This window comes from Rhodobacter sp. P1_C2 (assembly GCF_056406375.1).
In genome coordinates this window covers 1-17980 of the sequence record NZ_JBFUAG010000019.1, presented here as the reverse complement: position 1 = coordinate 17980, position 17980 = coordinate 1, and the positions used below count along the sequence as shown (strand labels likewise).

General features: G+C 66.9%; 20 protein-coding genes and 1 pseudogene. 10 read left to right on the top strand and 11 right to left on the bottom strand.

Annotated elements, in window-relative coordinates:
- Position 1: 1 nt before the first annotated feature.
- From AC1DZT_RS23310 to uxaC, 5 genes are all read right to left on the bottom strand, one after another.
- Entirely contained in the window at positions 2-307 is a 306-nt protein-coding gene (locus tag AC1DZT_RS23310) for a cupin domain-containing protein (protein ID WP_478009048.1), read from the bottom strand.
- An 8-nt stretch (positions 308-315) separates the two neighbouring features.
- The gene (locus AC1DZT_RS23305; protein WP_478009047.1) at positions 316-1596 is read right to left on the bottom strand and encodes a TRAP transporter large permease; all 1281 of its coding nucleotides are present in this window, start codon (positions 1594-1596) and stop codon (positions 316-318) included.
- A gap of 1 nt (position 1597) precedes the next feature.
- Positions 1598-2101 (bottom strand): TRAP transporter small permease, encoded by a 504-nt coding sequence (locus AC1DZT_RS23300; protein WP_478009046.1) that lies wholly within the window; start codon positions 2099-2101, stop codon positions 1598-1600.
- Between the two features lie 66 nt (positions 2102-2167).
- A complete protein-coding gene (locus AC1DZT_RS23295; RefSeq protein ID WP_478009114.1) occupies positions 2168-3142 on the bottom strand; it encodes a TRAP transporter substrate-binding protein in 975 nt (324 codons plus the stop codon).
- 32 nt (positions 3143-3174) lie between these two features.
- Positions 3175-4575: a glucuronate isomerase gene (gene uxaC / locus AC1DZT_RS23290; protein WP_478009045.1), complete on the bottom strand. Its 1401-nt coding sequence runs from the start codon at positions 4573-4575 to the stop codon at positions 3175-3177.
- Positions 4576-4706: 131 nt separating this feature from the next.
- Between uxaC and AC1DZT_RS23285 the strand changes: the two genes are divergently transcribed.
- From AC1DZT_RS23285 to AC1DZT_RS23270, 4 genes are all read left to right on the top strand, one after another.
- Positions 4707-5456 carry a GntR family transcriptional regulator gene (locus AC1DZT_RS23285; RefSeq protein WP_478009044.1) on the top strand — a complete coding sequence of 250 codons (750 nt, stop codon included), beginning with the start codon at positions 4707-4709 and terminating at the stop codon, positions 5454-5456.
- Positions 5456-6364: a sugar kinase gene (locus AC1DZT_RS23280; protein WP_478009043.1), complete on the top strand. Its 909-nt coding sequence runs from the start codon at positions 5456-5458 to the stop codon at positions 6362-6364. The genes AC1DZT_RS23285 and AC1DZT_RS23280 overlap by 1 nt, the downstream gene beginning before the upstream one ends.
- 189 nt (positions 6365-6553) lie before the next feature.
- A complete protein-coding gene (hemP, locus tag AC1DZT_RS23275) occupies positions 6554-6709 on the top strand; it encodes a hemin uptake protein HemP (protein WP_478009042.1) in 156 nt (51 codons plus the stop codon).
- Positions 6706-7227, top strand: a complete 522-nt coding sequence (locus AC1DZT_RS23270) for a hypothetical protein (protein WP_478009041.1) — start codon at positions 6706-6708, stop codon at positions 7225-7227. Before hemP ends, AC1DZT_RS23270 begins: the two co-directional genes overlap by 4 nt.
- Before the next feature lie 3 nt (positions 7228-7230).
- Here the strand turns inward: AC1DZT_RS23270 and AC1DZT_RS23265 are convergent, their stop codons facing one another.
- The 4 genes from AC1DZT_RS23265 to AC1DZT_RS23250 are packed head-to-tail and all read right to left on the bottom strand — an operon-like array spanning position 7231 to position 10992.
- Positions 7231-8025 carry a heme ABC transporter ATP-binding protein gene (locus AC1DZT_RS23265; RefSeq protein ID WP_478009040.1) on the bottom strand — a complete coding sequence of 265 codons (795 nt, stop codon included), beginning with the start codon at positions 8023-8025 and terminating at the stop codon, positions 7231-7233.
- A complete protein-coding gene (locus AC1DZT_RS23260) occupies positions 8026-9072 on the bottom strand; it encodes a FecCD family ABC transporter permease (protein ID WP_478009039.1) in 1047 nt (348 codons plus the stop codon).
- Positions 9073-9082: 10 nt separating this feature from the next.
- Positions 9083-9958: a heme/hemin ABC transporter substrate-binding protein gene (locus tag AC1DZT_RS23255; RefSeq protein WP_478009038.1), complete on the bottom strand. Its 876-nt coding sequence runs from the start codon at positions 9956-9958 to the stop codon at positions 9083-9085.
- Positions 9955-10992, bottom strand: a complete 1038-nt coding sequence (locus AC1DZT_RS23250) for a hemin-degrading factor (RefSeq protein ID WP_478009037.1) — start codon at positions 10990-10992, stop codon at positions 9955-9957. Before AC1DZT_RS23250 ends, AC1DZT_RS23255 begins: the two co-directional genes overlap by 4 nt.
- A gap of 229 nt (positions 10993-11221) precedes the next feature.
- Between AC1DZT_RS23250 and AC1DZT_RS23245 the strand changes: the two genes are divergently transcribed.
- From AC1DZT_RS23245 to AC1DZT_RS23230, 4 genes are read left to right on the top strand one after another with little or no spacing between them, the layout of a single operon-like run.
- Positions 11222-13351: a TonB-dependent receptor domain-containing protein gene (locus AC1DZT_RS23245; RefSeq protein ID WP_478009036.1), complete on the top strand. Its 2130-nt coding sequence runs from the start codon at positions 11222-11224 to the stop codon at positions 13349-13351.
- Complete coding sequence (locus AC1DZT_RS23240) at positions 13345-14115, top strand: MotA/TolQ/ExbB proton channel family protein (protein WP_478009035.1); 771 nt, start codon at positions 13345-13347, stop codon at positions 14113-14115. The genes AC1DZT_RS23245 and AC1DZT_RS23240 overlap by 7 nt, the downstream gene beginning before the upstream one ends.
- Before the next feature lie 2 nt (positions 14116-14117).
- Positions 14118-14534 carry a TonB system transport protein ExbD gene (gene exbD / locus AC1DZT_RS23235; protein ID WP_478009034.1) on the top strand — a complete coding sequence of 139 codons (417 nt, stop codon included), beginning with the start codon at positions 14118-14120 and terminating at the stop codon, positions 14532-14534.
- Positions 14531-15379: an energy transducer TonB family protein gene (locus tag AC1DZT_RS23230; RefSeq protein ID WP_478009033.1), complete on the top strand. Its 849-nt coding sequence runs from the start codon at positions 14531-14533 to the stop codon at positions 15377-15379. The genes exbD and AC1DZT_RS23230 overlap by 4 nt, the downstream gene beginning before the upstream one ends.
- A gap of 22 nt (positions 15380-15401) precedes the next feature.
- Here AC1DZT_RS23230 and AC1DZT_RS23225 read toward each other — a convergent pair whose 3' ends face one another.
- Positions 15402-15842 (bottom strand): hypothetical protein, encoded by a 441-nt coding sequence (locus tag AC1DZT_RS23225; protein ID WP_478009032.1) that lies wholly within the window; start codon positions 15840-15842, stop codon positions 15402-15404.
- 182 nt (positions 15843-16024) lie between these two features.
- Here AC1DZT_RS23225 and AC1DZT_RS23220 point away from each other — a divergent pair, with 182 nt between their 5' ends.
- Both AC1DZT_RS23220 and AC1DZT_RS23215 read left to right on the top strand, forming a co-directional pair.
- A complete protein-coding gene (locus tag AC1DZT_RS23220) occupies positions 16025-16945 on the top strand; it encodes an alpha/beta hydrolase (RefSeq protein ID WP_478009031.1) in 921 nt (306 codons plus the stop codon).
- A complete protein-coding gene (locus AC1DZT_RS23215; protein WP_478009030.1) occupies positions 16942-17703 on the top strand; it encodes a class II aldolase and adducin N-terminal domain-containing protein in 762 nt (253 codons plus the stop codon). The genes AC1DZT_RS23220 and AC1DZT_RS23215 overlap by 4 nt, the downstream gene beginning before the upstream one ends.
- Positions 17704-17753: 50 nt before the next feature.
- Here AC1DZT_RS23215 and AC1DZT_RS23210 read toward each other — a convergent pair.
- Positions 17754-17980, bottom strand: a pseudogene (locus tag AC1DZT_RS23210) (IS1595 family transposase); the annotation flags it as partial.

Sequence of the window (17980 nt, the reverse complement as noted above, 5' to 3'; positions counted from 1 at the left end):
TTCAGAGAAAATCGTCACGCCGGGGCGTGAACGTGTCGATCAGCGTGCCCGCCTCGCGGCAGACACAGCCATGGGTCAGGCCCGAGGCCACGACCAGGGCATCGCCCGGGCCGATCTCGGTCTCGCGCCCGTCGATGTGGAAGGTGAAGCGTCCCGCCTGGACATAGGTCGATTGCACATGGGGATGGCTGTGCAAGGCGCCCTTGGCCCCGGTCTCGAAGCGGAAGGCCACGACCATCAGGGCGGGGGTCTCGGCCAGGACCTGACGGGTGACGCCGGGATCGGTGGGGGTGACGGGATAGGTCATGGAACCTCTCAGTGGAACAGCGAGGGCAGCCAGAGCGACAGCTGCGGGATATAGGTGACCAGCATCAGCGTGGTGAAGGCCGCGCCATAGAAGGGCCAGATCGTCCGCATCGCCTGGCTGATCGGAATCCGGCCCACCGCGCAGCCGACGAACAGCACCGCCCCCACCGGCGGCGTGCAAAGCCCGATGCCGAGGTTGAGGATCAGGATCACGCCGAAGTGCACCGGATCGACGCCGAAGGCCTGCGCCACCGGCAGGAAGATCGGCGTGGTGATCACGATCAGCGGCGACATGTCCATGAAGGTGCCGAGGATCAGAAGGACCACGTTGAGGAGGAGCAGGATCACGATCGGGTTGTCCGAAACGCCGCGCAGCATCATCACCATCGAGGTGGGCACCCGCGTATAGGCCAGAAGCCAGCCGAAGGAGGCCGCACAGCCGATCACCATCAGCACCATCGCCGTGGTCCGCACCGCCGCAAAGGTCGCCGCGACGAAATCCTTCCAGCTGAGGCTGCGGTAGACAAAGAAGGTCACCGCCGCCGCATAGACCACCGCGATATTGGAGGATTCCGAGGCGGTAAAGATGCCCGAGCGCACGCCGCCGAAGATGATGGCGACCAGGATCAGCCCCGGCACGGCCGAGACGAAGATATGGCCCAGGGCGGCGATGCCGGGGAAAGGCTCGGTCGGATAGCCGCGCTTGCGGGCGACGAAATAGGCCGCGACCATCAGCGACAGCGCCAGCAGAAGGCCCGGGATGATCCCGGCGGTGAAGAGGTCGGCGATGGAAATCTTCCCACCGGCCGAGATCGAATAGATGATCATGTTGTGGCTCGGCGGGATCATCAGCGCGATGATCGACCCGACAACGGTCAGGTTGACCGCGTAATCCACGTCATAACCGCGCGCCTTCATCTGCGGCACCATGAGGCCACCGACCGCGCTCGCATCCGCCGCGGCAGAGCCGGAGACGCCGCCGAACATGACCGAGGCCAGCACGTTCACCTGCCCCAACCCGCCGCGCATGTGCCCGACCATGGCGCCGGCCAGCGCCACCAGCCTGCGGGCAATGTCGCCGCGCACCATCAAATCGCCGGCAAAGATGAAGAAGGGAATGGCCATCAGCGCAAAGACCGACACGCCGGAGTTCAGCCTCTGGATCACCACCACCGGCGGCAGGCCCAGGTAAAGGATCGTCGCGAAGGACGACACGCCAAGACAGAAGGCCACCGGCGTGCCGATCAGCAACAGGAACACGAAGGTTCCGAACAGGACGTAAAGTTCCATCTCAGCTCTCCAGCTCGGTTTCGCCGAAACGGGCGGTGGGCAGGCCGGCGGCCCGGCGGGCAATGCGCTCCAGCGAGAACAGCACGACCAGAACGCCGCCGCCCACGATGGGAAGAAAATCGAAGGCCCCGGAGATGCCGAGGCTGGGCAGCTTGTTGCCCGCCGTCTTCATGACCAGCTCCCAGCCGAACCAGATCATGCCGAAGCCGAAGGCCCCGACGATCAGGTCGGACAGCGAGAAGAGCACCATCTTCAACCCATGCGGGATGACGTGCAGGCAGACGTCGAAGGACAGGTGATAGCCTTCGCGGATGCCGACGGCGGCGCCCAGAAAAATGAACCAGCCCATGATCATCACCGCCGCGGGCTCTGACCAGACCAGGCTGGAGTTGAGCACATAGCGGAAGAACACCTGGGCCGCGATGATCACGGTCATCAGGACCAGTCCTGTGCCCGCAACCCAAAGGGCGAGCCGGGCCAGAAGGCCGGTCGCACGCGCAATCATCAACATGTCTTTGGATCCCCCCCGGGAATGGTGCGCCCGCATCCTGAGCCGGATGCGGGCTTTGCGTTACTCGGTGGCCTGAATGGCGGTAACCATGGCTTTCAGCTCGGGCGTGGTGACGTATTTCTCGTAGACCGGGACCATCGCCTCAATGAACGGGGTCTTGTCGATGTCCTTGATGACCTGGACGCCGGCGGCCTCCAGCTTGTCTTCCGAGGCCTTTTCCTGCTTGTCCCAGAGGTCGCGCATCACCGCCACGGAATCCTTGGCGGCCTGGCGCACCACGGCCTGATCTTCCGGGGTCAGCTTGTCCCAGGATTTCTTCGACATCATCAGGACTTCCGGCACGATCAGATGCTGGTCGAGCGTGTAGTACTTCGCCACCTCGTAATGGCCCGAGGTGTCATAGGACGGCCAGTTGTTCTCGGCCCCGTCGATGACGCCGGTCTGGATCGAGGAATAGACCTCGCCGTAAGGCATCGGCGTCGCATTGGCGCCAAGGGCGGCCACCATGTCGACGAACATGTCCGATTGCATGACGCGGAACTTCATCCCCTTCATGTCCGCAACCGACTTGATCGGATGCTCCTTGTTGTAGAAGGACCGCGAACCGCCGTCGTAGAAGGCGAGGCCGACCAGGTCATGTGCGGCGAAGGCATCCAGGATCTGCTGGCCGATCGGGCCGTCCATCACATGGTGCATGTGTTCGGTCGAACGGAAGATATAGGGCAGCGAGGGGATCTGCGTCTCGGGAATGATGTTGTTGAACGGCCCGAGGCTGACGCGGTTCATGTCGATCACGCCGAACTGGGTCTGTTCGATCGTGTCCTTTTCCTCGCCCAGCTGGGCCGAGGGGAAGACCTCGACGCAGATCCGTCCCTTGGTGCGCTCTTCCAGCATCTTGCCCATCGCCTTGACGGCCTCGACGGTCGGGTAGCCGTCCGGGTGGGTGTCGGACGACCGCAGGGTCGTCTCGCAGGCGAAGGCCGCCTGCATCATCGCGGCGCTGGCCAAGAGCGCACCGATCAGAGTCCTTGAGATTTTCATATGGTTCTCCTCCCAGAGATGGCCCGTCAGAGCCGGTAAGCCTGTTTCACAAGCCGGTAAGTGAGGTCATGGGCGACCTCGAAGGCCTCGTCCCCATCCAGCCGCCCCGTGGCGACCAGCGTGGCAAGGTAGGCGCAGTCCACCCGCCGGGCGACGTCATGCCGGGCAGGGATCGAACAGAAGGCGCGGGTGTCGTCGTTGAAGCCGACGGTGTTGTAGAAGCCGGCGGTTTCGGTGGTCGTCTCGCGGAAGCGGCGCATGCCTTCCGGGCTGTCGAAGAACCACCAGGGCGGGCCGAGCTTCAGCGCCGGGTAGACGCCGGCCAGCGGCGCAAGCTCCCGCGAGAGCGTGGTTTCATCCAGCATGAAGACGATGACCGACAGGCGCGGATCTGTGCCGAAGGCATCGAGCAGGGGCTTGAGGTTGCCGACAAAATCCGTCCGCGTCGGGATGTCGAAACCCTTGTCGCGCCCGAATTGCGCGAGGATGCCCGGGTTGTGGTTGCGGAAGGACCCGGCGTGGATCTGCAGGACCAGCCCATCTTGAAGGCTCATCCGCGCCATTTCGGTCAGCATCTGACCCCGGAAAGCCTCGGCATCCTTCGCGGTCGCATTGCCGCGCTTCACGCGGTCAAACAGCGCCTCAGCTTCGGCTTGCGACAGGTTCTCGGTCCGGGCGGTCGGGTGGCCGTGGTCGGAGGAGGTCGCCCCATGCTTGATGAAGAAGGCCCGGCGTTTGCGATGGGCGGCCAGATAGCCGTCCCAGGTCATCGTATCTTCGCCGGTCAGGCTGCCCAGGGTTTCAAGGTTGGCGGCAAAACCGGCAAACTCCGGGTCCACCACCGAATCCGGCCGGTAAGCCGTCACCACCCGCCCCGACCAGCCCGAGGCCTTGATCATCCCGTGCCAGCGCAGATCGTCCAGCGCACTTTCGGTCGTGGCCAGAACCTCGATCCGGAAGCGCTCGAACAGGGCGCGGGGCAAGAACTCCGGCCGGGTCAGGCACTCCGCGATATGGTCATAGGTCGCATCGGCGGTCCTGGGCGACAGGCGTTCGGTGATGCCGAAGACCTCGGAAAAGGCATGGTCGATCCACATCTGCGAGGGCGTGCCGCGCAAGAGGTGATAGTTCTCGGCGAAGAGTTTCCAGATCTTGCGGCCATCGGTCTCGGTCGGCCCGCCATCGACACGCGGCACCCCGAGGTGTTCGAGCGGGATGCCCTGCGAATAGAACATCCGAAAGACATAGTGATCGGGGGTGACGAACAGTTGCGCCGGGTCCGGGAAAGGCAGGTTTTCGGCAAACCAGCGCGGGTCGGTATGGCCATGCGGGCTGACGATCGGCAGGTCGCGCACCGAATCGTAAAGCCCGCGGGCCAGGCCCCGCGTCGTCGCATCCACAGGAAACAAGCGGTTTTCGTCCAGCACAGAAAGATCCCTCCCCGCTCGCGGTTCATCTTGATCCCCGAGCTACTGGTAAACTAATATGCTAGTTGAGAGTTTGTCAATCGCGGGAAATCGTATATGAAGAGACGAACACTTCCGCAGAGGAGCGAGGCGTGACGACACCGACTTTACAGGGGGCAGCGCAGGGCACAACCCAGGCGAGCAATCAGGTTCTGGGCCTGCCCAGTCTGGGCCAGGTCACCCGCGCCTCGATTGCCGATCAGGTCTTCGGCGCCTTGCAGCAGAAGATCCTTTCGCTGGAACTGCCGCCGGGCACCAAACTGTCCGAGGTCGATGTGGCGACCCAGATGGACGTCTCGCGCCAGCCGGTCCGCGACGCCTTCTACCGCCTGTCGCAGCTGGGGTTCCTGCTGATCCGCCCGCAGCGCGCCACCGTGGTCAGCCTGATCTCGGAAGCCGCCGTCCTGCGCGCCCAGTTCATCCGGACGGCGCTGGAGACGGAGACTTGCCGCACCGCCTGCAAGACGCTGACGCCGAAGGATTTTGCCGTGCTGCAAGAGCTGCTGGACGGGCAGCAGAAAGCCTCCGACACGATGGAGAAGAAGCTGTTCCACGCGCTGGACGACCAGTTCCACCGCGAGATTTGCACCCGCGCCGGGCTCGGCTTTGCCTGGGATCTGATCCATGAAAGCAAATCGCATATGGACCGGGTCCGGATGCTGTCGCTCGACAAATCCTCGGAGATCGCCTTGAACGAGCATCGCGAGATTCTGGCGGCGATGATCGCCCGCGACGGCGACGCCACGGCCGAGGCGATGCGGCGGCACCTGGCGCGAATCCGCGGCTTTCTGGCCGAGATCAAGGCGAAGAACCATCAATGGTTCACGGAAGGTGCCGAGTGATGACCCGTGTGGTTTCCATTGGTGAATGCATGGTGGAACTGGCGCCGCAGGCGGGGGGCGACCTCTACCGGATCGGCTTTGCCGGCGATACGCTCAACACCGCCTGGTATCTGCGCAGGCTTCTGCCGGGGGCGGGGGTGGATTACCTGACTGCCGTGGGGGCCGATACGATCTCGGACCAGATGGTCGGGTTCCTGGAACAGTCGGGAATCGGCACCGCCCATGTGGCGCGGCGGGCCGGGTTGACCGTGGGTCTGTACCTGATCCAATTGACCGGGGCCGAACGCAGCTTTGCCTATTGGCGCGGGCAAAGTGCCGCGCGCACCCTGGCCTCCGACCCTGCCGCCCTGACCCGGGCGCTGGAGGGCGCGGATCTGGCCTATGTCTCGGGCATCACCGTGGCGATCCTCAGCCCGTCCGACCGCCAGACCCTGATGACCGCCCTGCAGGACCATCGCGCCCGTGGCGGCAAGGTGGCCTTCGACCCGAACCTGCGGCCAAGGCTCTGGGCCTCGGCCGAAGAGATGTGCCAGGCGATCATCGAGGCCGCCGCCTGCGCCGATATCGTCCTGCCCTCTTTCGAGGACGAGGCGCATTGGTTCGGCGATGCCAGCCCCGAGGCCACCGCCCGCCGCTATGCCGGGGCAGGGGCCGCCTGCGTGGTGGTCAAGAACGGCGGGGGCGAGATGGTCTCGCTGGAGAATAGCGCCTGGGCGACCCATCCCTGCAAGCCGGTCGCCGATATCGTCGACACGACCGCCGCCGGCGACAGTTTCAACGCCGGTTTTCTGGCTGGCTGGCTGGGCGGCGCCCCGCTGGCGCAGGCGGTCGCGATGGGGGCAGAGATTGCCGCCCAGGTGATCCGGCAGCGCGGCGCGCTGGTTCCGGTGGAGGTGCCCCGGCTCTGACCGGCCTCTGCGGTGGCGGGATAATTGTTGACTAAAAGAATCTGATTTACAAAGTTGACTAAATAACTCAGAAATAGGCATCGCCCAGCCACCCGTTTCTCGGGAAGCCCGGACCTGATCCGCGACACCCTTTGCAGAGGAACCGATGACCCAAGCCCTTTCACACCCCAGCAGCGCCGGGACGGCCCGATGATGGCGCTTGCGATGCTGCCCCCCGCCTCCGCCGTGCCGACCTATGATGCCCGGGTTCTGACCTCGGGCCAGTCGGTGGCGCAGATCGTGCTGGATGACCACGTCTACACCCTGCGCATCACCAAAGCCGGAAAGTTGATCCTGACAAAATGAGCAAACCCTGGTTCATCTCCCCCGCCCTTCCGGGCGCCTTTGCGCCGCGTGGCGCGGCGCCGGTCGGCGTCGTCGCCGATCTGCCCGTGCTGGAACAGGGAGCCGTCCTGCTGATGCGGCACTGGTGCGACAGCCCTTCGGGCCGCAGCGCCGTGGCCGAGGATTTCACCACCACCCTCGGCCCCGATTGCGCGGGCGAGGCGGTGGCGGCGCTTGACCACCTGATCACCCTTCTGGTACACCACGGCCGCCGCCCCTTCATGCGCCATGACATCCGCTGCACCTGCCTTGGCGGCGACGAAAGCGCCTTTGCCCTCATGGTCGCCGCCGCCATGGCGGGCGAGCGTGAGGATGCCATGGCGCTGGCCCTGACCATGCTGCCCGCCGACCTCGCCTTCGATGCGGTGCAGACGGCGGCGCCGCTCGGCCTGATGATCCTCGCCATGGCGCGCCGCCTGCGCAGCCGGCAGGCGACAGAGGCGGACTTCGCCGTCCCGCCCGGCACAAGGCCGCATTGACCCTCAGGGCTGGGGCGTTGCGACGCTCCGGCAGGATTGCGGCACGAACCAGGGGCCCGAGGCCGGGGCCCGGTTCATCGCGACCTCGCAGCCATAGGCCGCGCGCAACAGGGGCGCGGTCAGCACCGCCGCCGGCGCATCGCAGGCGATGACCCGGCCCGCCACGACCAGAGCCATCCGGTCGGCGAACATGGCCGAAAGGTTGAGGTCATGCATCACCGCCACCACCCCGCCCCCCGCATCGGCAAAGCTGCGGGCCAGTTGCATGACCTGCAACTGCTGGCCAAGGTCGAGGCTCGCCACCGGCTCATCCAGAAACAGCCAGCGCGGGCCTTGTGGACCCTTGGGCTCCCAGACCTGGGCGAGGGCGCGGGCCAGATGGGTGCGCTGCTTCTCGCCGCCCGACAGGGTCTGGAAGTCGCGCCTTGCGACATGGGCAAGGCCGACCGCGGCCAGCGCCTTGCGGGCCAGACCGGGCAGATGGGCGAAATCGCCGGCCTCCTGGCCCATTTCGACCACCTCTTCGGGGTGAAAGCCGAAGGCCACCTGCGTTTCCTGTGTCAGGACGGCGCGGATGCGCGCCAGACGGGCCGGCGGGGTCATGCCCACGTCAAGCCCGTTGAGCGACAGATGGCCCTCGGCACGGATCTCGCCCAAAGCCGCGCGCAAGAGCGTGCTTTTGCCCGCGCCATTCGGCCCGCAGATCGCAAGGATCTGCCCGGGATGCGCGCTGAGCGTAATGCCCTGCAGGATGGCTTTGCCCCCCAGCCGGGCGGAAAGGTTAAGGATCTGCAGCATTCAAAACCTTCCCCTGCGCGTCTGGCGCAGCAAGATCCAGAGAAACACCGGCGCGCCGAGCAGCGCGGTGATGATGCCGATCGGAAGCTCGGCCGGGGCCACGATCTGCCGCGCGGCGAGGTCGGCCAGCACCAGAAGCCCCGCGCCCAGGAGGGCGGCATTGGGCAGAAGCCGGCGGTGATCCGGCCCCTGCGCCAGCCGCAGAAGATGCGGCACGACGATGCCGATGAAGCCGATCCCGCCCGAGACCGCCACAGCGGCCCCGGTCGCCGCCGCGGTACCGAAGACGGCCAGATGCTTGACCCTTTGCACATCGACGCCCATGTGCCCGGCCTGCGCCTCGCCGAGGGCCAGCGCGTTCAGCCCCTTGCCCAGACGCGGCGCAAGGCCCAGCACCAGCGCGATCAGCGGCAGGCCGGCGCCAAGCTTGCCCCAGGTCGCCCCGGCGAGCGAGCCCATCGCCCAGAAGGTCAGATCGCGCAGCTGCCGGTCATCGGCGAGGTAGACCAGCAGCCCCGTCACCGCCCCCGCCAGCGCGCCAAGCGCGATCCCGGCCAGCAGCATGGTCGCCATCTGCGTCCGCCCGCCCGTGGTGGCCAGATGATACAGGACCAGCGTCGCAATCCAGCCGCCGCCAAAGGCTGCCAGCGGCACAAGGTTCACCCCCAACGCGCTTGCGACCGAGGCGGGCAAAAGCCCGCCCAGCACGATGGCCAGGACCGCGCCAAGCCCGGCCCCGGCCCCGACGCCGACGATCCCCGGATCAGCCAGAGGGTTGCGGAAGAGGCCCTGCAACAGGACGCCAGACACCGCCAGCGCAGCCCCCACCGCCAGGCCCATCACCAGCCGGGGCAGGCGGATGTCGAACAGGATCACCCGGTCGCGCAAGGCGACCTCGCCGCCGGTCAGGGCTGCCAGCACCGCCCGCAGGCCCAGATCCGCTGCCCCGGTGGTCAGCGACAGGATGGAGGCCACCAGCACACCCAGCACCAGCGCCGGCGTCAGAAGCCCCGCCCGGAACCGCGCCGGGCGAAGGCTCAGAACCATGGTCATCGCCTCAGCCCCCCGAGCCGGCGGCCGCAGGGCCATAAAGCCGGTCATGCAGCGCCGTCGCCGCCTCGGCGGTGCGCGGGCCAAAGCCGAGAAGCAGCATCCCGTCCATCCTGACAATCGCACCGGCCTTGGCTGCCGGGGTCTGAGCCAAGGCTGGCTGGGCCAGCACATCGGCATCCGACATCGAAAGCGATCCTTCGCGCGCCATCATCAGGATGACATCGGGGGCGGCCTCCAGCACCGCCTCGTCCGTCATCGGTTTATAGCCGGCAAAGCCGGTGACCGCGTTCTGCCCACCGGCCAGCCGAATGATTCCCTCAGCCGAGGTGCCTTGCCCCCCTGCCATGACGCGCCCGCCCTGCAAGGACAGAAGGAAGAGAACCTTCTTGCGCTGCGGCACGGCCTCGGCGCGCTTAGTCGCTGCTGCCAGATCATTGCGGACCTTTTGCGCAAGCGCCTGACCCTCGGGTGCCATATCCAATGCTGCGGCGACGGCGGTGATCTTGGCCACCACCCCCTCGGGCGAGGGGGTCCCGGGCATCGAGACGAAGGGAATCCCTGCCGCCTTCAGCACCTCGATCGCGGCGGGGGGGCCGGCGTCGTGTTCGGCAAGCACGAGGTCCGGCGACAGCGACAGAACCCCTTCCGGCGACAGGGCGCGCAGGTAGCCGACATCGGGCAGGGCGAGAACGCTTTCCGGATAGTTCGAGGTGCTGTCGCGCCCGATCAGCCGGTCCTGCGCGCCAAGGGCCACCGCGATCTCGGTCACCGAACCGCCCAGCGACAGAACCCGCGCCGCCTTGTCCGCCAGGGCGGGGCCGGGCAGGGCCAGGCCCAGCAGCAGGGCCAGCGCGGACAGCTTCCTGCGCGCCCGGCTCATGCGAAGGCCTCCTCGCGCGGGGGCAGGGCCGCGATCAGCGCATCCCAGGCCTTGGCGGGGGCGTCCTTGCGATAGCCGAACATCTGCAGGATCAGCCCGCCCTCGGCGTCGAAGGCCTCGACGCTGAAGACATCGCCGGTGCGGGTCGGCTTCCAGACGCTATAGACCTCGGCCACATGATCGGTGCGCAGATGCAGGTTGAAGCGCGGGTCCATCACGTTGATCCAGGGCCCCATCGGCACGACCTTTTCGATCAGGCCGGAGTGGATCTGGATGCAGCCGGCGTTGCCGACGAAGATCATCAGCGGGATCGCCTCTGCCGCCACCGCCTCCAGCACTCGGGTCACGGCGCCCGTCTTCAGCGGTTTCACATAGGGCGCCCCGGCGACGCGGTAGGCGCCAAGCCGGTTCATGCCATGGTCCTTGACCATGCCGAGGAACTGATGCGTGTCGCTCATCGCATCCCAGGACTTGCGCAAGCCGTCCGCCCCGGCTTGCGTGGCGCGGGCGGGTTCGACGGCGGCGCGCGGTTTGAGGGTCAGGGGCGCCGCCTGATCGGGATGACGCAGGCCGCGGATCAGGGCGGCGAACTGGTCATGGTGCGATTCGGGCTTCAGATGCACCTTGTGGACCGCATCCCCCGCCGTATCGAAGATCTGCAGGCTGCGCTTGGGGCCATCGGCGCCATCCTCCTCCACCGCAAAGGCATGGACCCAATGCGGTTGGAAGATCCTCAGGTCGATCTCGGCCCCCAGCACCATCGCGGCAAAGGCGCCGGTCCGGTAATCGAGGTAACTGCCGCGCCGCTCGTGCACGCAGGATTCGTTGCGCGTCAGCGCCATCACATCGCCAAGCCTGCCGATCCACGGCATCAGCCGGTCGGGGTCGGCGACCAGGGCCGTGGTGCCATGGCCGACATGGGCCGCCACCAGTTCGGCCTCGGCGATGCCATGGCTCTGGGCAAAGTCGCGGGCGCGGGCTTTGGGGTTTTCAAGTCGCAATGTGCGGATCGTGGCGGGCATGAGCGCGGCCATGGTGCATCCTTCCTTTGGGTTCGGGGGACGCGCATCTCTGGCGGATAGCTGGGGCGCGGGTTTCCCTGGCGCCGTTTTGCCGGCAGGCGGGCGACAGGGTATACTTGACAAATTCTGTCACCTTTCATAGAGGCTATTCCTGACAGTTCAAGTCAGAAATTTCTGCCGCCAGCTCACGCCCCTTTCGGCCCGGCCAGCCCTTCCGCAGACAAGACACGAAGGGACGACCATGCCGACGCGCCACACGCCTGCCCTGCGCAGGCAACTTCTGCTTTCAGCCACCGCCCTGTCGCTGTGGATACCCCTCGCCCCCGGCACCGCCGGGGCGCAGACCGCGCCGCCGCCGCAAGAGGGCATGTTCCAGATGTTGGGCCGGATCATCCTCGGCGCCGGCAGCGCCAAGCTGGCCATCGACACGCCGCAGGCGGTGAGCGTGCTGGATCAGGACGATCTCGACCGCGCCCAGCCCGAGACGATCAGCGACCTCTTCGCCTCGGTTCCCGGGGTCAAGGCCGCGGGGGCCTCGGCCCGGCCGCTGGGGCAGGCCTTCAACATCCGTGGCATCGGCAATGCCGAACAGACCGCTTCCGAAGCGCGGATCGCGGTCACGGTGGACGGCGCGCCGAAGTTCTACGAATCCTACCGGATGGGGTCGTTCTTCGGCGATCTCGACCTTTACAAACGGGTGGAGGTGCTGCGCGGCCCGGCCTCCTCGACGCTTTATGGCGCGGGGGCGATCGGCGGGGCGATTGCCTTCACCACCAAGGACCCGGCGGATTTTCTGGGCGAGGGCGACGGCACCGCGCTGAAACTCTCGGGCGGCTATTCCAGCAATGGCGATGGCACGCGGGCCGGGGTGATCTGGGCACACCGCCATGGCCAGAGCGAGTTTCTGGCCGCGCTGAACCATTCCGAAGGCGGCGACATGCAGGACGGTTCCGGCGTGACCATCCCGGGCACGGCACATTCCTCGTGGTCCGGCCTCGTCAAGGGCGTCTGGCATATCGCGGGCGATCAGAGCGTGACCTTCTCGGCCTCACGCACCGATACCAGCCTTGACGATGCTTCGGTGGCGATGACCGGGGATCTTCTGTTCTTCGGCACCTCGCCATCCTCGGCGGCGGCGAGTTTCGGGACCAATGACGTGCGTGCGGTGGATGACACCGTCAGCCTGGCCTGGGACATCGGCAACCTGAAGGTCCAGCTCTCCCATACCCGCACCGAGGTCGACAAGTCGGACTTCTCCCTCGGGGTGGCCTGTGCGCCGGGCGACAGCCAGGTGCTCTGCGACAGTTCCTATGCCTATGCGACCACCGCGCTGAAGGTCGAACAGACCTCGGACTTCGCCTTTGGCGCCTGGAAGAACAGCGTGATCTATGGCGCGCAGATCTCCACCCAGGACCGCAGCGCCACCTCAACCCTCGGGCCCCTGGCCTTCCATCCTGAGGGCACCGACCAGAAGCTGGGCCTTTATGTCCAGGGCGAGTTCGTCTGGGATGACCGGCTGACCGTGACCCCCGGCCTGCGGGTCGACCTTGGCAGCCTGTCGCCCTCCGCCGTGGCGGCGGCCAATGGCGGGGCGGACAAGGATTTCACCGCCCTTTCGCCCAAGATCGCCGCGATCTACAAGCTGGGCGGCGGCTTCTCGGTCTTCGGCTCGCTCGCCCATACCGAGCGGATGCCCTCGCTGGACGAGCTTTACCAGTACAACCCGACCGCAGGCCGGGTGCCGCAGCGCACCGCGTCGCTGAACCTGAAGAAAGAGCGCGCCAATACCGGCGAGCTGGGCTTTTCCTGGCAGGGCAGCGATCTTCTGTCCGCGGATGACAGCCTGCAGGTCAAGTTCACCGGCTTCGACAACCGGATGAAGGACAAGATCAGCACCCGGCCCGCGACGGATTCGGCACCGGGCCAGTCCTATTACCAGAACATCGCCTCGGCCCATATCTGGGGCGCCGAGCTGGAAGCGAGCTATGATGCCGAGCGCTGGTTCGGCCAGCTGGCGGTCTCCGGCATCGGGTCCAAGGACAAGTCCACCGGCAAGACCCTGGCCGATACGCCGGCGCGCAACCTCGCGCTGACGCTCGGGGCCAAGCTGCCCGACCAGCACCTGGTCATCGGCTGGCGCGCCCAGGCTTTCGACGGGATCACCACCTCTTCGCTCAGCACCTCGGCCAGCGGCTATGCCAGCCATGATCTCTTCGTGACCTGGACGCCGGAAACCGGGGCCTTTGCCGGGTTGAGCGTGAACTTTGCCATCGAGAATGTCTTCGACAGGACCTATCGCAACAACCTGACGCTGGACAATGGCGTGGGACGCAATGCCAAGCTGACCATCGCCAAGACGCTGACATGGTAAGACAATCCCCCCTCTGGCTTGCCGCCGTGGCGCAGGCTTTGGTGGCAAGCACGGCCCGGGCGCAGACCCTGGCCCCTTCTTCGGGCAGCCTTCTGCCCGAGGGGGAAAGCGCTCTGCTGGCCCTGGTCCTCAAGGCGCATCCGGTGGTGCAGGGGGTGATGGGCCTTCTGGGGCTAGCCAGCTTTGTCGTGCTGACCATCCTGCTGTTCAAGACCGGCGAATTCGCCTTGATGTCCGCGCGGCTGTCACGTTCGCTCCGTGCGCTGTCGGGCGGGATGGCGGGGCCGCGCAACCCCTCGTGTCCGCTTGCCCAAAGCGCCCGCGCCGCGGAGGAGGAGGTGAGCCGCCTTGCCGTCCTGCTGACCGCCGATCTGCGCGCCTCGGCCCGCGAGCGGCTGGAGCTGTCGCTGTCGCGGATCGAGGCCGGCGCGGTACAGCGCCTGCGGGCGGGCACCGGGGTTCTGGCCTCGATCGGGTCCGTCGGCCCCTTCGTCGGGCTGTTCGGCACGGTCTTCGGCATCATGAACAGTTTCATGGCGATCTCGGCCAGCCAGACCACCAACCTCGCCATCGTCGCCCCCGGCATCGCTGAGGCGCTTCTGGCCACCGCGCTTGGCCTGACGGCAGCGATCCCGGCGGTGCTGCTTTACAACCACCTGATGCGTCGCATCGCGGGGTTCCGCCACCGGCTGGCCGATGGCGTGGCCGAGGTGCTGCGCCAGTTCAGCCATGTCGCCGATGCGCGCATGGTCACGGGAGGCTGACCATGGCTTTGCAGACCGGCCCCGCCGATGACGCCGCAGAACTGGCCGAGATCAACGTCACCCCGTTCATCGACGTGATGCTGGTCCTGCTTATCGTCTTCATGATCGCGGCCCCCCTGTCGACGGTCGATGTGCCGGTGAACCTGCCCGCCTCCTCAGCCCCGCCGACCCAGCGCCCGCAAGACCCGGTCTGGCTGACCGTGGCCGCCGATCTGTCGGTTCTGCTGGCCGATGACACGGTGCCACCCGGCACGCTGGCCGCCGCCCTCGACGCCCGCACCGGTGCCGCGCATGAGACGCCGATCTTCCTGCGCGCCGACCGCAGCGTGACCTATGCTTCGCTGATGCAGGTTCTCGATGACCTGCGCGCGGCGGGCTACCTCAAGGTGGCCCTCGTCGGGCTGGAGGCCGCCCGATGAGCGCGCTGTCCCCGCCCGCCTCCCTCTCGCCCCTGCGCCCGGCCCTGGGCTGGTTCGGCGCTGCAGGGGCGGCCGCGGCCCTGCTGACCGGGGCGGCGGCGCTGGCGATGACGGTGCGCGCGCCGCTGGAGCCGCTGCCCCTCTTCCTTGACCTCGGTCAGGCGCCGCCCGCCGCCCCGGCGCTCGCCGCCCTGGCCGAGGCCGCCCCCCAGGTGGTGGACGAGGCCCCGGATCTGGCCGCCCCGCCCGCCCCGATGGCCGAACCCGCGCCGCTGCCCGTCGCCGCCCCCGCGCCACCCGTGCCAGAGGCGCAGACGCGGCCCGCGCCGCCCTTGCCGAACATCTCCCAACCGGCGGAGGTGGCTTTGCCCGCACCCCTCACGCCAGAGCCGCCCGCCCCAGCCCCGAGCCCGTCCCCCGCCCCGAAGGCCGAGGCCAAGACCAAACCGCCCGAACCCGAAAAGCCGGTTCAGCGCAAGACCAAGACCGTCAAGGCCAACCCGCCCAAGGCCAAACCCGCGCAGGCCAGCGCGGCAGGCGCCAGCGCCCCGCAAGCGGCCAGCAAAGCCAGCGGCGGTGTCGCCACCTCTCCCGCACTCTATGCCAAGGCGGTGATGAAGAAGGTCCGGGCGACCCGCAAGGAAACCGGTGCCGGAAAGGGCCGCGTGGTCGTGGGTTTCACCGTGGCCACAAGCGGCGCGCTGGCAGGCGTGCAGGTGCTGAGGAGTTCGGGGGACAGCGGGCTGGATCAGATCGCGCTGAACCACATCCGCCGCGCGGCCCCGTTTCCCGCCCCGCCAGAGGTCGGCGGGCGCAGCTTCTCGTTCGAATTCGTCGGGAAATGAGGCGCAGCGCCCCGGCCGAAGGTTACAGCACCCGGTAGGCCAGCCGGTCGCGCAGGGCATGTTCGAAGCCCACCTTCAACGACACGGCAGAGACCGGCGCGCGCAGCACGGTCGGCGCGTTGCGGTCCTCGGGAAAGCGCTGCTGCTGGCATTCCTTCGAGACGAGGATCACCGGCACCTTGGCCACCAGATCGCCCATCATCTTGGTGGCCCGCAGGCCGCCCTCCAACCCGCCGGCATTGGTCCTGTCGCATTCCATGACCAGAAGGCTGTAGCCGGTCGGGTCGTCGATCACATCGGACAGGGCGGTGAACATCTCGTCCATCACGTCAACCTGGGCGCCCAGACCCGCCAACCGGCGCGCCAGTTCGCCACCCCCCGCCTCTGCCGAAAGAAGCAGCACCTTGCAGGCAAAGCCGATCGGAGTGGCCGTATTTTCATGGATGGTGCGGATGATTTGCATCGGAGACTCATGTGAGCGTGGTATTTGACTCAAACTATCGGGGCCTCAAGGCGGAATGAGGGCGAAATCTGGCCGGAACCTCACCACAATCGGGCGGCTTTGCCCGAAAGTCGCCGGAAGGGCAGGGCGGGAGAGATTGTCTTGCGCCGCGGTTTGCGCCACTGTCGCGCGGCGAGGTGATCATGAATTACGACACGTTGATCGATGCGGAGACCTGGGCCTTCATCAAGGCCACGGACGACGCCTATCCCCCTGATGCGGCTAGCCTTTCCATTGCGGACCAGCGCAAGGTCTATGATGCGATGTGCCGCAGCTTCCACCGCGGCTATCCGCCGGGCATCACGGCAGAGGACCGGAACCTCGCCGGGGTGCCGTGCCGGATCTTTGCCGGGGCGGCGCCTGCGATCCTCTATTTGCACGGCGGCGGCTTTGTGGTGGGCGGCCTTGAAAGCCATGACGATGTCTGCGCCGAGATCGCGGCCGCCACCGGGCTGAAAGTGGTCTGTGCCGATTACCGTCTGTCGCCCGAACACCTGCATCCGGCGGCGCTGGAGGATGCGCTGGCCGTCGCCCGCCTGCTGGGCGCCGCGGGGCCGATCCTGCTGGCGGGTGACAGCGCGGGGGGCAACCTCTGTGCTGCCACCGCGCGCGCCCTGCGTGGCAGCGGGGTAAAGGTGCTGGGCCAGGTGCTGATCTATCCCGGCCTCGGCGGCGATATCGATGCGGGGAGTTATCTGACCCATGCCCATGCGCCGATGCTGACCCGCGACGACGTGCTGTTTTACGCCGGGATCCGCCATGGCGGGCGGGTGCCCAAAGGCGATGCCAGCGTCTCGCCCCTGCAGGACAGCGACTTTTCCGGCCTGCCGCCTACGCTCTGCCTCGGCGCGGAATGCGACCCCTTGTGCGATGACGCCCATGCCTATGCCGCAGCCCTCACAAAAGCCGGGGGCCGTGCCCATGCCGTGACCGAGCCCGGCCTCGTCCACGGCTATCTGCGCGCCCGCCACACTGTGGCCCGCGCCCGGGCCAGCTTTGCCCGCATCACATCCGCCCTGTCCGCCTTCGCCGCCGGCGAATGGCCCTATGGAGACCCGAAATGAACACCCATGTGCCCACAGCCACCCCCAACATCACTCATTGGCAGGAACGCGTCGACCTCGCCGCCGCCTTCCGCTGGACGGTGAAGCTGAACCTGCATGAGGCGGTGGCCAACCACTTCTCCCTCGCCGTCAACCCGGAAGGCACGCGGTTCCTGATCAACCCCAATGGCCGCCATTTCGGCCGGATCACCGCCTCCTCCCTCGTCGAGATCGACGCCAATGACCCGAAGACGATGGAGCGGCCCGACGCCCCCGATCCGACGGCCTGGGGCCTCCACGGCTCGATCCACCGCGCGCTGCCGCATGCGCGCTGCGTGATGCATGTCCATTCGATGCATGCGACCGTGCTGGCGAGCCTCGCCGACAGCACCCTGCCGCCGATCGACCAGAACTCGGCCATGTTCTTCAACCGGCATGTGGTGGATGGCCATTACGGTGGCATGGCCTTCGAGGAAGAGGGCGCGCGCTGCGCCCATATGCTGGCCGATCCCAAGGTGACGGCCATGGTCATGGGCAACCACGGCGTGCTGATCATCGGCCAGACCGTGGCCGAGACCTTCAACCGCCTGACCTATTTCGAACGCGCCGCCGAGACCTATATCCGCGCCCTGCAGACCGGCAAGCCGCTCCGCGTCCTCTCTGACGAGGTGGCCGAAAAGACAGCCCGCGAATGGGAAGCCTATCCCGGCGGCGCTGATTTCCACCTGGCGGAGATCAAGGCCCTGCTGGACGAAGAAGGCGCGACCTACGCCCAGTAACGATTTTTCTGCGAAAAATCGGGACGCCGAATTTTCGCAGAGGGTCTTGACTAGCAGAGGGGGTTTTTCCGGCAGATTTCGAGGAGAAGCCGGGTGAGATCCTCGCCCCGATTGTTGTACCTGAACTCGCACTCCTTCAAGTGCAGAGAAAAGGTGGCGGGGCTGATGCCGCGGAACCTGGCGAGGCGGGTCTTGGCATAGCCCCAGAAGGCCTCGATGCCATTGATATGGACTTCGCCACGCACGAATTCGTCGCGGCCATGGTCGACGCGGACAT

Bases quoted from the DNA above. Each gene is read 5' to 3' on its own strand.
- AC1DZT_RS23310 (WP_478009048.1), bottom strand. From the start codon at position 307: ATGACCTATCCCGTCACCCCCACCGATCCCGGCGTCACCCGTCAGGTC.
- AC1DZT_RS23305 (WP_478009047.1), bottom strand. From the start codon at position 1,596: ATGGAACTTTACGTCCTGTTCGGAACCTTCGTGTTCCTGTTGCTGATC.
- AC1DZT_RS23300 (WP_478009046.1), bottom strand. From the start codon at position 2,101: ATGATTGCGCGTGCGACCGGCCTTCTGGCCCGGCTCGCCCTTTGGGTT.
- AC1DZT_RS23280 (WP_478009043.1), top strand. From the start codon at position 5,456: ATGACCCGTGTGGTTTCCATTGGTGAATGCATGGTGGAACTGGCGCCG.
- hemP (WP_478009042.1), top strand. From the start codon at position 6,554: ATGATGGCGCTTGCGATGCTGCCCCCCGCCTCCGCCGTGCCGACCTAT.
- AC1DZT_RS23270 (WP_478009041.1), top strand. From the start codon at position 6,706: ATGAGCAAACCCTGGTTCATCTCCCCCGCCCTTCCGGGCGCCTTTGCG.
- AC1DZT_RS23265 (WP_478009040.1), bottom strand. From the start codon at position 8,025: ATGCTGCAGATCCTTAACCTTTCCGCCCGGCTGGGGGGCAAAGCCATC.
- AC1DZT_RS23260 (WP_478009039.1), bottom strand. From the start codon at position 9,072: ATGGTTCTGAGCCTTCGCCCGGCGCGGTTCCGGGCGGGGCTTCTGACG.
- AC1DZT_RS23255 (WP_478009038.1), bottom strand. From the start codon at position 9,958: ATGAGCCGGGCGCGCAGGAAGCTGTCCGCGCTGGCCCTGCTGCTGGGC.
- AC1DZT_RS23250 (WP_478009037.1), bottom strand. From the start codon at position 10,992: ATGGCCGCGCTCATGCCCGCCACGATCCGCACATTGCGACTTGAAAAC.
- AC1DZT_RS23245 (WP_478009036.1), top strand. From the start codon at position 11,222: ATGCCGACGCGCCACACGCCTGCCCTGCGCAGGCAACTTCTGCTTTCA.
- AC1DZT_RS23240 (WP_478009035.1), top strand. From the start codon at position 13,345: ATGGTAAGACAATCCCCCCTCTGGCTTGCCGCCGTGGCGCAGGCTTTG.
- exbD (WP_478009034.1), top strand. From the start codon at position 14,118: ATGGCTTTGCAGACCGGCCCCGCCGATGACGCCGCAGAACTGGCCGAG.
- AC1DZT_RS23230 (WP_478009033.1), top strand. From the start codon at position 14,531: ATGAGCGCGCTGTCCCCGCCCGCCTCCCTCTCGCCCCTGCGCCCGGCC.
- AC1DZT_RS23225 (WP_478009032.1), bottom strand. From the start codon at position 15,842: ATGCAAATCATCCGCACCATCCATGAAAATACGGCCACTCCGATCGGC.
- AC1DZT_RS23220 (WP_478009031.1), top strand. From the start codon at position 16,025: ATGAATTACGACACGTTGATCGATGCGGAGACCTGGGCCTTCATCAAG.
- AC1DZT_RS23215 (WP_478009030.1), top strand. From the start codon at position 16,942: ATGAACACCCATGTGCCCACAGCCACCCCCAACATCACTCATTGGCAG.